Below are 14,730 nucleotides of genomic sequence, written 5' to 3'. Positions count from 1 at the left end.
ATTTTAAGTAAATTGGATCAGCGACATAACTCATTGCGCAAACGTTACGTCGCAAAGACCAACAAATGATTAATGCTGCGGAAAGCCTGTTCCCGGTGGCTGACCGCCCTGAACGTATCAGGCCTGGGTTGGTTCAACCCCGGTCGGAATTTCGGGCTGGGCGCGGCTCCGGGACAGGCGGTTGAAAAAGCGGCGACCGGGAACCTCGACGAACCGATAGGTCAGGGTCGCACAGATGACGACCGTGATCAGATAGCCCAGGGCGACCAGGTCCATAAGCCAGGACGGGCCGAAATCCATCACCTCGATCCCGCCGATCGCGCCGATCAGCGGCACGTGCAACTTCGCCTGTGCCAGACGCACGATGACGAACATCACGGCAAAGATGATGAAGTGCACGAGATAGATCGAATAGGACAATTCCCCCAGTCGCTGGAGCGCCGGAGCACGCATCACACGCGCCACGGCACCGCCCTCATAGGAAAACAGCAGGATGACCAGGCCGAACACCAGAATATCGAATGAGATGAAGGGCGGCTTGAACCAGAACAACAGAACCATCAGAATGGTCGCCAGTATCTCCGGCCGTGTTCCCTGAAATACGGGATTGTCACGCAGACGCAGATACAGCTCGTATGTCAGATTGCCCGTGAAGAAACCGAACACGCACTGCGCCATGCCCATGCCTTGCACGATGCCCAGTTGCGGGTGGAATATCTCGATATTCAACAACACCAGCCCGGATGCGACAAAGGCCAAGGCGCATCCCAGCAGGCGATGACGGGCCCCGGACAGCAGATAGACCAGCAGAAACACGAGATAGGTGTAGAATTCCGTGCTGATCGACCAGCTCGCTGCGTTCCAGCTCAGGTCGGGGAATGGAATGATGGCATGCAGCAGGAAGATGTTGGCGATCAGCGACGATATGTTGTTCGTACCCTGAAACGCGCCCTCGGCGGCGGAAAACCCGAACTGCATCGCGGCCAGCTTTGCAAGTTCCAGCACGACAAGCACCATCAATGTGACGAAGTGCAGCGGATACAGACGTCCAAAACGTCGGATCATAAACCGCCAGCCATCCCCCGCATCATGCAGCTTGGATCGATAGGCATGGGTAATGACGAAGCCGCTCAGGACAAAAAAGAACGGCACGGCCAGGTTGCCATGCCGCACCAGCGGAACCGCGTAAAAATATCCGGCTGCCTGAAAATGAAACAAGGCGACGATCAGCGCCGCAATGCCCCGCCACGCGTCCAGCGCATCGAACCTGATTTGTCGTTCCGCCATCCAAAAGCCAACCCCGTTCGTTCCCCATGCGGAACAGTGTAACGGGTTCACAACATGAGCTTCTTTAAGGATTACTCAATAGGCCAACAGGCGAATCTGTCCCATGGCGGTGCCACACGGCGTGTCTGGAGACCAATTTGGCCGAAAAGATTGCCGCAGATTACCGGAACAAAATCATTTGGTCATCAAATCGCGATAAACATCGTCAACTTGGCTCACCATACGGTCCGCGGAATACTCTGCCAGAAAACGTTTGCGACCAATTTCTCCAAATGATGGCAATTGATCTTTATCAAGATTGGTCAGCAGAGTGCGAAGTGCTTGCACGTCACCGGCCGGAAAACTGAAACCATAGCGGCCATGATCCAGAATGTCGTTCAGCCCGCCTGCGTCGGATGCGATTACCGGGCGGCCGAGCCGCATCGCCTCGATCGCGACCAGGCCGAAACCTTCCCAGCGTGACGGCACGATCACCGCGTCCGCAGCCTTCATTTCGGCAGACACCCCGTCCCGATCGCGCCACCCGACGAAATCCACGAAATCCAGCGGCGCTCCGAAATCGGTGCCACCGCCGACCACCGGCCGCCCAACCACGCGAACGCTATACTTCTCGCCGAGCGGACGGATCGCATCGATCAAGAGATCCAGGCCCTTCTGCCGATCGAACCGCCCGACGAACAGCAATTTGATGCGCGGATCGTTCCAAGGGACCGCAGAAACGGGCGGAGGATCGGTCGCGATCGCGTTGGGAATCGTGACCAGCTTGGTCGCCGCCATGCCGACCTCTTCGGCCGATTCGCGTTCATGCTCGGAAATCAGGAGAATCCGGTCGGCACGCAAAGCCAAAAGCCGTTCGACCAGGATGATGCAGCGCCGGACCAGCGGCTTGACCTGCATGTTGAAGGCCCAGCCATGCGGGCAAAAGGCAATGCGGGGCCGACCGAAGATCGGCAGAAGCCGCGTGCAGACACCAGCCCCGAAGGAGTGGGCATGGACGATGTCGGGCCGGAAGCGCCTCAGGCATGCCAGATAGGCGAACAGCAATATCGCCATCCCCGCCAACCGATTGGGTCGATTGAAATAGGCGAAGGCAATACCGCTGTCGCGCAATCGGGGCTCGACATCGTCACGATGCTGGCGCGGGATCAACAGCATCAATTGCCCCGGCCCGTAACGCTCCGCCTGGGGTGGCAGCAGTTCAGCCAGGTAACTGCCCGTGCCCCCCACGATGCTGTCGCAAACGTGCAGCACCCGGGGTGCCGCACGCGCAGGACCGTGCTCCGACGCCATGGCGTGGCTCAAACCAGGACCGTACCGACGATCGGCACGCGGTGCTGGTCCAGAACGTCGATCAGCGCACGGGTCGGCCGGACTTGCGTCACGTTCTTGCGCGCGACGATCACCGCCGCGTCGAAGCCATGCAGCGCGTTGGCGATGCTGGCGGCGCTATGCGCCTCGTTCAGCGCGATCGCGACGATGACCTGATCGACCCGCGCATTCCATTCGTCGCGCTGCTCGATCAGCGGGCGACGCTCGACCGGGTCGGCCACGCCGCCCTCGCCGCGCCCCGTCCCGATCACCGTCAGCCCGACCAGCGGCGTCGACTGGACCACCGGCGAATCCGAACAGCCGAACAGTTCGGCGACGCGCGGATGCGCATGGTTGGTGTCGACCACCAGCGTTGACGATCCCATATGCGTCGTCACCACCGCCAGATTGGCGGCCATCACCGCCAGCGCCTCGTTGCAATCGAGACCAATCAGCGCGCAGTAACGCGTGTCGCGCGACACGTCTTCATAACGCTGGACGATCGAGCTGCGGATGCTGCGGATCGCGACGACATAGGGGTCGTCCATCGTGAAGGCCGCGACCAGCAGGGGATCGATTCCCTGCCCTGTCGCCCGCCCCTGCAGCGCCTCAGCCTCGGCATAGGACTGCGCGGAATTCGCGCTCGAACGGAGCCTCACGCCATTACCTCCCGGTTTGCGGCCCAGCCGCTATTTTGCGTCGACCGCAAGTCGGTCATATCCGCCAGCACGTCCAGATCGAGCGACTGCGACGTGCCCGCCGGCGTGCGCAGCCGCGGCCGGAGCATTTCGGAGCCCAGTGCCGCCGCCAGTCCGGTGCCGGCGCCCAGGATGATGGCGGCGATCAGCCACAGCACCAGATTGGGCTTGGACGGCAGCAGCGGCGGTTCGGCCGGATCGAGGCTGCTGGCATTGGCCCGCGAAATCTCGCTCTGAAGCGTGGCTTCGTTGAAGCGCTGGCGCACCGTGTCATAGGTCTGGCGCGCGGCGTCGACGTCACGCTGGAGCACGTTCAGATCGTCCTGCACGCTCGACAAGGCGACCATCCGGGCCTGCTGCTGCGCCAGATCGGAACGAAGCGTGGCTTCGCGCTGGGCCGCTGCCGAACTGGCGGCGGTCAGGGCCTGGGCCTGTACAGACCGTGCATTGCCCAGCTGGCTGCGCAGCGCGGCGAGTTGCGCGTTCGCCGCGACCATGTCCGGGTGGTTCGGACCCAGCGTCTTCGACAGTTCGGCCACACGACCGGCCTGGACGCCGATTTCGCGCTGGAGATCCTGAACGATGGTCGACTGCGCGACCTCCGGCTGCGCGGCCGAGCCCGACTTGGAACGGGCGGCGGCAGCGGCGGCCTGGGCCGCGACGAGCTCGGTCGACAGGCTGCGGGCCTTGTCGGCCTCGAGATCCATGCGGTTCACGCCGACGATGCCATGCTGGCGCTGGAAGTCCGACAGGCGGCGCTGCGCCTGCTCCAGTCGGCTGCGAACCTCCGCGGTCCGGGCGTCATACCATTTGGCATTCTCACGCGCAGCGACGCTACGCAGCGCCACCTGCTTGCCCAGAAACACCTCGGTGATGATATTCAGCGTCTTGGCCGCTTCCTGCGGGGTGGGTGCCGTATAGCTGAGCTGAATGACATTGCTGCCCTTGTCGGCATCGGCCTTCAGATTGCGGCGAAGGATGCCGACCGCACGCTGCATGCGCGATTCCGCCGTGCCTTCCCCCGCCTTGGCGAGGACCGATGGCGGCGCACGACGCGCCACCTCTTCGAGCACGGCACCGCTGCGGATGATGTCGAGCTGGGTCCCGATGATCGTGTCGATCACCGAGGCGGCGGTCTCGCTGGCCTGACGTTCGGTCGTCGGATCGCGCTGGGTCAGGTCGATCAGGATCGACGAACTGGCGGTGTAGGCGCGCGGCTGGAGAAAGCCGAGCACTGCGATGAGCGCGAAGACCACGCCGCCCACGACGATCGCCAGTCGGCTGCGATGGCGCAGCGCCATCAAGAGATCGGAAAAACTGGTCATGCCATGGGCCCTCCCTGCTCCAGGAACGCTCGCAGGTCGGAGCGCAGGCCCTGGTCGGCCGGTTGCGGATCAATCCTGCCGCTGTGCAGCAGGAGGTAGAATTGTGGCGCAAGCGCATCGTCGAACAGATATTGGCCGTCGATCGCGCTGGGCCGCAAGATGGGACGGAGCATGTCGAACGCGGCCTGGACGACCGCCGGGTCGAGCGAGCCGTCGCCGATCGCCAGCGCGGTGATCTCGGCCTGGTCGACCCGCGTGCGCATCGCCGCCGCATAGGCGATGAGCGCGATCACGAAGCGGTGCCCGGTTGGCAGCTGGGCGCATCGCACCAGCAGGTCCGCCGTCGTGGCGCTGAGCAGCCGCCAGTCCGCAAAGGCCTTGCCGAACCCGATGCGCACGATCTCACGATCGATCCGGCTCACGCCCGCCTTCTCGGCGGCCAGCGCGCAATTCAGGCCGAAAAGCCGCAGGTGATAGGGCGACCCATAGGCCGCCGACGCGACCTCGGTCGCCGCGCCGTCCTCCACCGTCAAGCCAGCCTGCGTGCAACAGCGTACGAACAAGTCCTTAAGCGATTCCGCGCCGATCCCACCGACCGGCACCGACACCATGTGGCGGCGCAGCGAGGGATGGCCCTGGATCAGATCCTCGACATTGGCGGCGATGCCAACCGTCACGACCCGCGTCGTGGCGCGCATATCGGTCAACAGCTTCATCAGCGCCGCGACCTCCGACTTGGTCGCCGCCGACTCCACGCGATCGAACTCGTCGAGCACCAGAATAATCGGCCGACGCACCCGCTCCGCCAGGATGCTGGCCAGCGCGCGCGCGTCGAACGGCGCATCGAGCAGCGACGCGATGTCGCCGCGCCGCAATCCGCCGCCGGGAATGGTCGCCAATTCGGTAAGATAGGGGCGATACAGCTCGGAGAAGCTCAGGTCACCGCTGGCGAGATTATAGAGGACCACCGCCCCCTTCTCGTCCGCCAGATCGCCGAACACGCGTGACAGCGACGTCTTGCCCGAACCGCGCGCGCCGAAGACGATGCCGTGCTTGCCATTTTCGATGACCGCCTCGACCAGACGGTTCAGCTCTTCCGACCGCCCCGCCAGTCCGGCGCGACTTTCGACCGGCATGCCGGTGTCGAACGCGGCATGGATCCGCGCACGCGCCGACCCCGACGGAGCGGGCGCAGGCGCGGCAAAGGCCGGGGCGACCGGCACCGGCGACCGCACCGGGCCGTCGACCGGCACGCGGCCCATCGGCCGCTCACCCGTTACCGGGCGCGGCAAGCCGGTGGCCGCTTCCGCCGTGCCCCCCATCAGCCAGGCCTTGATCGCGGCCAGCCATGTCTTGAACCCCATCTACGCCACTCCCAACGCCATTACCGGGTTCCACGGCCCCAGGATCAGAACCATTTTTCCTTGATGACCAGCACATCCTCGGGCTGGACCACGTCGTCGAGCGTCGCCTTGGGCAGAACCTTGCCGCCGCGGCGCACCTCGATCCGCTTGGTCGAGCCCGCCAGCGTCGGGCCGCCAGCGAGCGCCAGGGCCTGACGGAAGGTCATGCCCGGCTGGACCGGGAAGCCGCCGCCCTTCTCGACCTGGCCATAGACATAGACCTGCTCGGCGACCGGCACGAACAGCGTGTCGCCCGGCTGGACCAGCCGCGCCGCGCCGCCGCTGACATCGGCCAGCGAGATGCGCTCGGGTTGGCCGCCCATCGGGGTCAGGATCACCGTATTGGCCCCGTCCGCGCGCGGACCGCCCGCACGCGCGACCATCGCCGCCACCGTATAGGGGCGATCGAGCGGATACAGGCCCGCCTGCCCGACCGAGCCGAGCACCGTCGCGCTCTTGCTGGCATAGTTGGTGACTTCGATGTTGATCGACGGACGGCTGAGATAGCCGCCGCGCAGATAGGCCTCGCTCAGCTGCTGGGCGAGCTGCGCGGTGGTCCGCCCGGCCGCCTGGATATTGCCCAGGAACGGCGCGGTGATCGTGCCGTCGGCGCGGATGCGGGTCTTGAGCGACATATTGTCCTGCCCGAAGACCTTCATCTCGATCTCGTCGTCCGGGCCCAGCACATAGGCGCTGGCGGCGGTATCGACCGGGCGCACGCCCGGGGTCGGCAGCGGGGCCGTCCGCACGGGGGCGGGCGCGACACCCTGCTGGGCCGACGCCATGCCCGGCGTCAGCACGACCATGGCCAGCAATAGCTTATGCTTACGGCGCATTTTTCGTCCTCATGCTATTCGCGCGATATCCGGCCGGTCCGGGGGGACCGATCAGAAACGATAGGAAACTCCGGCAACAAGGCGGGTGAAGTGATATTCGTTCACACCCGTATCCGTGTTGCGATTGCTATACTGCCCGTCCAGATTCAGATTCAGACGCTCGCCGAGCTGGCGTGTCACGCCCAGCGAGTAGGACTGAAAATCGTCCTTCGCGAAGGGCGAGGCAATGACGAGCGGGTCGCCCCGAAAGTTGCGATGCCCCAATATGGCACCGGCCCGAAAGCGCGTCCGCTCGGCAAAGCGCAGCTCGCTCGCCAGCTGGACATCGGTCTGCACGGCGAAACCGGCCGGGACCAGGGAGTCGTTGACGATCCGGCGCTCCGTCTCGACCGAGAAGGAGGCGGCGGGAACCGGCTTGAGTTCGAGCTTGGCGTCCCAGCCCGGCCCGCGATAGGGCCGCACATTCGCCCCGCGCGACGTCACGTCGAGATAGCTGAGGTCCAGGTCCAGCGTCACGCGGCTGACCACCGCCCGGTGGAAGGTCACCCCGACCTGCTCGGCCCGGTTGGTGACGTTGATCGTCGGACGCTCGCTGTTCAGATGGCGATAATAGAGCACCGCCTGACCGATGCTCGGGCGACTATAGCCGATGCCGCCGAGCAGCGAGACGCTGCGCAGGTCGGCAAAATCGAACGCGGTGCTGTTCGTCGTCGTCCGGCGGCTGATGTCCGCCACGGGATAGAAGCCGACGGTGCGCGGGCAGCTGACGCGAAGCGACAGATTGCTGACCGTCTGGAAATTGTCGCGCGCCGCGTTGATGTCGCCATAGTCCGATTGCTGCCGCAGGATGCGTGCATCGGGCTGGATCTGGCACACGCCCGCGACCCGGAACGTCCCGCTGCCATGCAGGTCGGCGCGACCCCGGCTTCGATCCGGGTTCAGCGTGAAGAAGCTATAGGCCAGATCGGCATCGACCCGCACGTCGTTCAACCCGACCTGCCGCCAATATACGCCGCGCACGCCCGGCGTCAGGATGAAGTCGTCCACCGACGGCGTCCGCCTCGAATTGGTGCGGAAGATATTGTCGTCATAGGCCGCTTCGGCCGAGGTGGTTAACGACAGGCCGGGATCGGCGACGACGGGCCGCGCGACCGGCAGGACCGGCACCAGGGGAACGCCCAGCCGCTCGTCCTGTGCATGGGCGGCGCCGCCGACGCACCATAAGGCGATCGCGGCAAATCCCATGCAGACAGGCCGTGATGGCAGCCGCAAAATGTCACCGCTTTGCAGCATCCTGCTCGTGCCCTCGTTACGTTTACCCAACCAACAACGACCTGCGGTGCCCTTTCCCCTATCACCGGTCAAGCCCGAGCACTGTCCCAAAAGGGGCGGTTTTGTTGCAACGCGGCAAAAATGGGACAGGTCGAGATTATCTCCTCGACAGGGAACCAAATCGATTTTCCCGATAACGGCAAAATCCCGGTGAATCCGGCATTAACCAGTGGACTTAACCACCCTGCATCATGCGCGGCCTACAAGGTGATGAAACCTAGCAAGGCTTTGTCATGCGTGCCCATTTTGCTCTGCTCCTCCTTCCCCTGATGGCCGCATGCGGCGGCGGGGGCGGCTCCACGTCATCGGGCGCGGTGAGCGTGGTCACGGGCCCGACACCGACACCGACCGCCACCCCGACGCCGACCGGCTCCGCCTCGGCGGATGCCACCGCGCTGGCCAGCGATCCGGGCGCCACCGCCATCATCTTCGGCGCCGGGGACCTGTCCGCCCGATCGACGCCCTATGAGATCGGGGTGGCGACCCATTTCGCCTATGCCAGCAAGTCCGGCTATGACGCGGCCACCACCACCCAGTGGATGAAGGCGGCCAATGTCACCGCGTTTCGCGACGACATCTTCTGGAACGACTTCGCGCCCGACTGGGACGTCAACGGTTCGCACCTGGCGCCCGCGATCAGCGGCTTCCTGAAGCAAACCAGCGCGCGGCCGATGTTCATCCTGACCAACGGCAATCCCTTCATCCCCGAAAGCTGGCCGCCGATCAGCGCCGCCGGTCGCGCCGCCTTCGTCGCCTTCGCCAAGCGCGCCGTTGCGGCGACGGCGGGCCGCAATGCGTTGTACGAGATCTGGAACGAGTGGAACGTCACCGCCGCGCCCGACAAGCCGATGCTGATGACCGCGGGCGAGGAAGGCGATGTCCGCGCGGCACGCTATTATGCGGCGCTGGCCAGCGACACCGTCGCCGCGATCAAGGACAGTACGCCCGATACCAAGGTGATCGTCGGCGCGGGCGGCAGCGACCCCAGCTGGGACTGGATCGCCGATGCGGTCGCACGCGGCGCGGCGAAACGGGCGGACGGGGTGTCGGTCCACCTCTACAACCAGTGCGAACGCACCGACCTGCGCACCGCGACGGCGGCGATCGCGCGCCTCTATCAGCTTCAAACCCGTCTGGCATCGGTCACCGGCGGGCAGACGCCGCCCATTTACATCTCCGAATGGGGCTGGCCGGGCGGATCGCTGTCCTGTTCGGTGGCCAGCTCGGTCGTCGCGACCAGCGTGCCGCAATTCCTGCTCCACACCGCCGCCCTGCCCTGGGTCGCGGGGAGCTGGATCTACGAATTGAAGGACTCCGGCACCAACGCCAACGATCTGGAGCATCATTTCGGGCTGTACGACGCGGCGGGCAACGCCAAGCCCGCGCTATGCGGTTTCAGCGAAGCGGCGCAGATCGTCCGCAACGCCACCGCCATGTCGGTGCAACAGGTCGGATCGGGCCTGACCGTGGTGCGCGCGGCCACGCCGCAGGGGCTTCAGGTCATTGCGTGGAGCAGCCTGGCCGGACGGACCGGCCGCCTGACCGTCGGCGGCACCGCGGCCTATACCACGCGCACGCTCTGCCAGTCGGCGACGGCGGGGACGGCCGACCGCACCGTCACGGTCGGCGAGATGCCGGTCGTCATTGACGTACCGGGCGTCAGCCGACTGGGGGTCAACGCCCGGCTGCTCTGACCCGGCGCCCCGCGCTCCTGAGCGATCAGGCTGCGCGGGCCGGTTGCGCGGCGATGTGTTCCAGCGCCGCCATGATCTGTCGGCCCAGCCGGTCATAGTCGAAACGGTCGGCCGAACGGATCGTGCTTTCGCGCAGCGCCGCCATCTTTTCGGGGTGGCGCAGCACATCGGTGATCGCCGCGCGCCACAGCGCCTCGTCGCCCGGCGGCACCAGCATGCCGTTCTCGCCCGGCTGGATCAGCTCGGGCAGGCCGCCCTTGTCGCTGCCCATCACCGGCAGGCCGTTGGCCAGCGCCTGGATCACCACGCCGGGCGAATTTTCCGCCCAGAGCGACGGCGTGATCAGCAGGTCGCTGGTCGCCATGATGTTCGACACTTCCTGCTGCGGGACATGGCCCTTCAGCTCGAGCCAGTCGTGATGGCCATATTGCTCGCGCAGGCGCGGTTCTTCCGGCCCCTTGCCCAGCACGGTCAGACGGAAATCGAAATCCTTCGACAGCGTGTCGAGGATGCCGAGCAGGAAGTTGATTCCCTTGGTTTCCTCCAGGCGCCCGACGAAGAGCAGCCGGGTCCTGGCCTGCGGCGAATGGCGCACCGTCGGGGCCGGATAGCGGTTGGGGTTGAGGATGTGGAACTTCGGGTAATCGTCGATCGGCAACAGCTCGGCCACACGGTCCAGATTGGCCTGAGACGGCGAGATGAAGCCCAGGCGGGGTAGCTGGCGCAGATAGCCCATCTTGACCTTCGCGCTGAACTTGCACGTCCCGCATTGCCCCGCGCATTCGTCGATGCCGCGGAACATCGTCGTGCGGACGCAGGCCAGCGCCAGATCATGGAGCGTGATCGCGGTCGGGATGCCGTGCCGGGCAATGACCTTCAGCCCATTATAGCCCAGCCCCTGGATCCAGTGGATATGGATGAAGTCGGGCTTGAACTCGGCGATCACCCGGTCGAAGACCGCCTCGTTGCGGGGATCGAGAATGTCCTGCATGTGCCAGATCGGCTTCTTCCAGCCCGGTTGCTGGTTGGTCGCGGCGACCGGATAGAGGTGCGGCGTGCTGACGCGATAGACCTTGTAGCCGTCCTTGTCCGCGCCCCATTGCTCGTCCGCCGGGGTCGGCGCGGCGGTCAGCACCGCCGCCTCATGCCCGTTGGCGACGAACCAGTCGGTCAGGTTCTGCGCGCACATCTCCGCGCCGCCGATGACGAAAGGGGTGTAGAAGGCCGTGATGCTCAGGATGCGCATGGGGTAATCCTCTGGAAAGTCGGCGGGCGAGGCGAAGGCGTCAGCCGCGCGTGATGATCCGGGCGGGAATGCCCACGGCGGTGGTGCGGGCGGGCACATCGGTCAGGACCACCGCATTCGCGCCGATCACCGCGCCCTCGCCCAGCGTGATGGCACCGACCAGCACCGACCCGGCCGACAGATAGCTGCCCCGCCCGATCACCGCCTGGCTGGGCGCTTCGGGCCCGCGCGCGCCGATGGTGACGTTCTGAAGGATCGCGACATCCTCGCCAATGGTGCAGACGCCGACCACGATGCCATAGGGGTGCGGGATATAGAGCCCGTCGCCCACCGTCGCACCGATCGCGATCTCCGCGCCGAAGCGGCGGCAGGTCCACCACCACAAGACCCGGCGCAGCGGCCGCCCGGCGACCGGGATCCGCACGATCAGATCCTGGATGCGGCGCGCCAGCACGAACTGGAACCCCTGGGTCAGCAGCACCATGCGCACCGCAAAGGCGAATGACGGCCGCGTCTGCTCGAAATGGGCATAGCGGTGAAGGTCGCGGCAGACCGATCGTAGAAATCCGTTCACCTTGATCCTCTTGATGGCATCGACGTGGAGACAAAGCCGCTGCGTAGCGGGTTGGATCGAAAGGGTATAGCGGTCGCGACCGGGGCAGGCTGTACCATTTTGCGGCGCAGCATGGCGAAGTCGGGCTGAAATGCACCAACACGGACGGGCGTGCCGAAAATTTCGCTGTCCTACACGAAAATTGGAACATAACTGGAACAACCATGGAGCGGACGATCCCGTCCGCCCCGATGGGAGAGTCTTTGCATGGCCGATCCACGCAGCATCATCGACACGGTGAACAGCCCCTCGCGCGCGCCCTTCCCCGTCACGCCCAGCGATACCCTGCCCCTGCCGCAGATTCCCAAGGGCATTTATGTCGGCATCGGCGGCGACGTGACGCTTCGCGGGATCGATGGCGCGGTCGACGTCACCTATCGAAACCTGCCCGACGCCAGCTACATCGCGGTGCACGCCGCCTATGTCCGCGCCACCGGCACCACCGCCGCCAACCTGATCGCGGAGGCCTGAGCGATGGGATATGCCTCTGGCAGCATCGGGGTCGGCCTGTCGCGGCTGGCCCGCCTGAATGTCAGCCCCGACCGGCGGCTGACCAAGCAACTGACCGCGCTCGGCGACAGCCGGGTGGCGATCATCTATCTCGACTTCGGCCGCCGCAACCGCTGCGCGCGGTCGCCGATCAACTGGGCCAATGCGCTGCTCGGCCACAATATGACGATCGGGGACACGTTCGGCGTCAGCGGCGACCGGACCGACCAGATGCTGGCGCGGCTGCCCGCCGCGATCGCGACTGGCGCGGGGCTGCTCTATGTGCAGGGCGGTATCAACAATATCGGCCAAGTCGCGACGGGATTTACCTATAATCACGCGGTCACCGGCGAGACGGTGACGATCGATACGGTCGCCGCCGTCACGATGCGGGACCTGAGGCTGATCGCCGATACCGCCTACGCCGCCGGAATGACCGTGGTCCTGGAGAATGAGGTAGGCGGATCGAGCCTGACCAGTGGAGAGAAGATCGCGGCGCTGGTCCAGCTGCGCCACCTGATCGCCGACTATGCCGAACGGACGCCCGGCATCCATGTCCATGACGCCTATCCCGTCGTGATGCAGGCCGGGGCGACGACGCCGACCTTTCGCTCGGGCTATTCCTATGACGGCATCCATATGAATGCGCGCGGGGCCTATTGGCACGGCAAGAGCCTGGCGGCGCTGCTCGCGCGGATCGTCCCGCCGCGCCCGGTCCTGTCGAGCGGGGTCATCGATACGCCCGCCAATGGCCGTCGCCAGATCCTGACCAACCATCTGTTCACCACGACGACCGGCGGCACGGCGGGCAACGGAGTGACGGGCGATGCGCCCTCGGGCTGGACCGCCGCGATGAGCAGCGGCGGCGGCTCGGCCAGCTTGTCGAACGTCGCCAATCCCGACGGCATCGGCAACGGGGTCCAGGCGGCGATCAGCTTTGGCGGCGCGGGTCATTTCCGGCTGGAACAGACCTTGCCCGGCACGGTCGGCGGGCAATATCACGCCAATCTGCGGCCGGGCGACGAACTGGAGGGCTTCGCGCTCGTCGAACTGGTCACCGCTCCCGCCTCGCTCCAGTCGATCACCCTGGAACTGGCGGGGGCCAGCATGGGCTCCAACGGCACGGCCTTCGGGTCGCAGGACATGAGCAATCCGGGCGGCGCCAACGATCAGGGGATCAACGACCCCGCGCTGATGACCCTGCGCACCCGCCCCGCCGTCGTCCCGGCGTCGAGCGGCCCCTATCCCTATCTGATCGCGACGCTTCGCGTCTCCGCGCTGGCGGCAGGCAATGCGACGGTGATCGTCCGGCAGATGGGGCTTCGCCGCCGGGTGACGGCGGCCTAGACCGCATTCAGCGCGCGCAGCAGGGCATCGGCGCTGGCATCCCAGCTGAACTGCCGACTGCGCGCGCTGACTTTGTCGGCCAGATCGGCATGCACGGCATCGTCGCGCAGCATCGTCTGCATCGCCGTCGCGATCGCCTCGACCGACTTCGGATCGCAATAGAGCGCGGCGTCGCCGCACACCTCGCGCACCGGGGGAATGTCGCCCGCGATCACCGGGCGGCCGAACCGCATCGCCTCCAGCGGCGGGATGCCGAACCCTTCGTAAAGGCTGGGAAAGACCAGCGCCCGCGCCGAGCGATAAAGGCTCATGAGCGCCGCATCGCTGATCCGGCCGGGCAGCACGACGCCCTCGGGCGGCACGTCGCCCAGCCCGTTCTGCGCGAAGGACCGCACCGCCGCGCCGACCAGAACCAGCCGGTCCTCGGGCCGCCGGATCCGCGCGAACGCCTCCAGCGCGCGCGGCAGATTCTTGTTGGGCGCGAAGGATCCGACGAACAGCAGATAGCGGCCGCGCTCGACATCCAGCGCGTTCAGCACCGTGTCGTCGGGCGCGATCGTATCGATATGATCAGCAGCATTGGGGATGACATGGATGGCGTCCGCCGGAACCTTGAGCACCGCCGACAATCTGTCGCGCGAGAACATCGAAACCGTCCCAAGATGGGATCGACGGGACAGAAGCCGCCCCAAACTTTGGTGAAGCAGCCGGTACGGGCGCGAAAAATTGCCCGGCATGTCATAGACAAGCGCGTCGTGAATGACGGTCAGCGACCGGCGTGGCAGGACCGGCCCCGAATTGCACAGATTGACCAGCACCCCGTCCCGCGCGGCACCCGGCAGCGTCGCCTGCTCCCAAACGTGCCCGCCCCGGCTTCCGACGTTTTTTGCCGTGAAACCAGTCCATTGCGCAGGCTTTTCAACCCCTGGCGGCAGGAGGAGCGTCCATCGCGCGGGCTCCGCCCCCGAAACGATCCGCGCATGGACGCGGTCCAGCACCATGAAGGCGAAGCGTTCGACCCCGGTCATCGTCCGGCCGAGGAACCGGCCGTTCACGTAGATCTTCGTCATGACTTGGTTCCATTTGATACGACCCGGACCGGGTTTTCAGAGAGCTGTCGGTACCCCGTGCTCATAATCTGTTGAACGGTCG

13 protein-coding genes are annotated in these 14,730 nt (G+C 65.6%); 3 read left to right on the top strand and 10 right to left on the bottom strand.

What is annotated here, in order from left to right; genetic code table 11:
* Nucleotides 1-117: 117 nt before the first annotated feature.
* The 7 genes from QE360_RS13910 to QE360_RS13880 form a co-directional block, all read right to left on the bottom strand.
* A complete protein-coding gene (locus QE360_RS13910; protein ID WP_309702387.1) occupies nucleotides 118-1,287 on the bottom strand; it encodes an acyltransferase in 1,170 nt (389 codons plus the stop codon).
* A gap of 174 nt (nucleotides 1,288-1,461) precedes the next feature.
* Nucleotides 1,462-2,577 (bottom strand): glycosyltransferase, encoded by a 1,116-nt coding sequence (locus tag QE360_RS13905; protein WP_309702386.1) that lies wholly within the window; start codon nucleotides 2,575-2,577, stop codon nucleotides 1,462-1,464.
* Between the two features lie 8 nt (nucleotides 2,578-2,585).
* Complete coding sequence (locus tag QE360_RS13900; protein WP_307099059.1) at nucleotides 2,586-3,254, bottom strand: hypothetical protein; 669 nt, start codon at nucleotides 3,252-3,254, stop codon at nucleotides 2,586-2,588.
* Complete coding sequence (locus tag QE360_RS13895; protein WP_307099061.1) at nucleotides 3,251-4,618, bottom strand: GNVR domain-containing protein; 1,368 nt, start codon at nucleotides 4,616-4,618, stop codon at nucleotides 3,251-3,253. Before QE360_RS13895 ends, QE360_RS13900 begins: the two co-directional genes overlap by 4 nt.
* Nucleotides 4,615-5,982, bottom strand: coding sequence for an ATP-binding protein (locus tag QE360_RS13890; protein ID WP_309702383.1), 1,368 nt, complete (start codon nucleotides 5,980-5,982; stop codon nucleotides 4,615-4,617). Before QE360_RS13890 ends, QE360_RS13895 begins: the two co-directional genes overlap by 4 nt.
* 44 nt (nucleotides 5,983-6,026) lie before the next feature.
* Nucleotides 6,027-6,857, bottom strand: a complete 831-nt coding sequence (locus QE360_RS13885; RefSeq protein ID WP_307099065.1) for a polysaccharide biosynthesis/export family protein — start codon at nucleotides 6,855-6,857, stop codon at nucleotides 6,027-6,029.
* 51 nt (nucleotides 6,858-6,908) lie between these two features.
* On the bottom strand, nucleotides 6,909-8,102 hold the full coding sequence (locus tag QE360_RS13880) for a hypothetical protein (protein WP_309702380.1): 1,194 nt from the start codon (nucleotides 8,100-8,102) through the stop codon (nucleotides 6,909-6,911).
* A 320-nt stretch (nucleotides 8,103-8,422) separates the two neighbouring features.
* On the opposite strand from QE360_RS13880, the gene QE360_RS13875 reads away from it, so the two are divergent.
* A complete protein-coding gene (locus QE360_RS13875) occupies nucleotides 8,423-9,883 on the top strand; it encodes a hypothetical protein (protein ID WP_309702378.1) in 1,461 nt (486 codons plus the stop codon).
* Between the two features lie 25 nt (nucleotides 9,884-9,908).
* Here the strand turns inward: QE360_RS13875 and QE360_RS13870 are convergent, their stop codons facing one another.
* Nucleotides 9,909-11,129 (bottom strand): glycosyltransferase family 4 protein, encoded by a 1,221-nt coding sequence (locus QE360_RS13870; protein ID WP_309702376.1) that lies wholly within the window; start codon nucleotides 11,127-11,129, stop codon nucleotides 9,909-9,911.
* Between the two features lie 40 nt (nucleotides 11,130-11,169).
* Nucleotides 11,170-11,703, bottom strand: a complete 534-nt coding sequence (locus tag QE360_RS13865) for a hypothetical protein (protein ID WP_309702374.1) — start codon at nucleotides 11,701-11,703, stop codon at nucleotides 11,170-11,172.
* 246 nt (nucleotides 11,704-11,949) lie between these two features.
* Between QE360_RS13865 and QE360_RS13860 the strand changes: the two genes are divergently transcribed.
* The gene (locus tag QE360_RS13860; protein WP_309702372.1) at nucleotides 11,950-12,213 is read left to right on the top strand and encodes a hypothetical protein; all 264 of its coding nucleotides are present in this window, start codon (nucleotides 11,950-11,952) and stop codon (nucleotides 12,211-12,213) included.
* A 3-nt stretch (nucleotides 12,214-12,216) separates the two neighbouring features.
* Nucleotides 12,217-13,578: a GDSL-type esterase/lipase family protein gene (locus QE360_RS13855; protein WP_309702370.1), complete on the top strand. Its 1,362-nt coding sequence runs from the start codon at nucleotides 12,217-12,219 to the stop codon at nucleotides 13,576-13,578.
* Here QE360_RS13855 and QE360_RS13850 read toward each other — a convergent pair.
* A complete protein-coding gene (locus QE360_RS13850; protein WP_309702369.1) occupies nucleotides 13,575-14,648 on the bottom strand; it encodes a glycosyltransferase family 1 protein in 1,074 nt (357 codons plus the stop codon). The two genes, QE360_RS13855 and QE360_RS13850, sit on opposite strands and share 4 nt — an antisense overlap.
* Nucleotides 14,649-14,730: the final 82 nt, after the last annotated feature.

Origin of the sequence: Sphingomonas sp. SORGH_AS_0789 (assembly GCF_031453055.1) — a bacterium.
Classification (GTDB): Bacteria; Pseudomonadota; Alphaproteobacteria; order Sphingomonadales; family Sphingomonadaceae; genus Sphingomonas.
The sequence above is the reverse complement of the archived record's forward strand: the minus strand, read 5'-3'. Positions and strand labels throughout refer to the sequence as shown.

Coding starts and splice junctions, on each gene's coding strand:
- QE360_RS13910 (WP_309702387.1), bottom strand. CDS start 1,287: ATGGCGGAACGACAAATCAGGTTCGATGCGCTGGACGCGTGGCGGGGC.
- QE360_RS13905 (WP_309702386.1), bottom strand. CDS start 2,577: ATGGCGTCGGAGCACGGTCCTGCGCGTGCGGCACCCCGGGTGCTGCAC.
- QE360_RS13895 (WP_307099061.1), bottom strand. CDS start 4,618: ATGACCAGTTTTTCCGATCTCTTGATGGCGCTGCGCCATCGCAGCCGA.
- QE360_RS13890 (WP_309702383.1), bottom strand. CDS start 5,982: ATGGGGTTCAAGACATGGCTGGCCGCGATCAAGGCCTGGCTGATGGGG.
- QE360_RS13885 (WP_307099065.1), bottom strand. CDS start 6,857: ATGCGCCGTAAGCATAAGCTATTGCTGGCCATGGTCGTGCTGACGCCG.
- QE360_RS13880 (WP_309702380.1), bottom strand. CDS start 8,102: ATGGGATTTGCCGCGATCGCCTTATGGTGCGTCGGCGGCGCCGCCCAT.
- QE360_RS13875 (WP_309702378.1), top strand. CDS start 8,423: ATGCGTGCCCATTTTGCTCTGCTCCTCCTTCCCCTGATGGCCGCATGC.
- QE360_RS13870 (WP_309702376.1), bottom strand. CDS start 11,129: ATGCGCATCCTGAGCATCACGGCCTTCTACACCCCTTTCGTCATCGGC.
- QE360_RS13860 (WP_309702372.1), top strand. CDS start 11,950: ATGGCCGATCCACGCAGCATCATCGACACGGTGAACAGCCCCTCGCGC.
- QE360_RS13855 (WP_309702370.1), top strand. CDS start 12,217: ATGGGATATGCCTCTGGCAGCATCGGGGTCGGCCTGTCGCGGCTGGCC.
- QE360_RS13850 (WP_309702369.1), bottom strand. CDS start 14,648: ATGACGAAGATCTACGTGAACGGCCGGTTCCTCGGCCGGACGATGACC.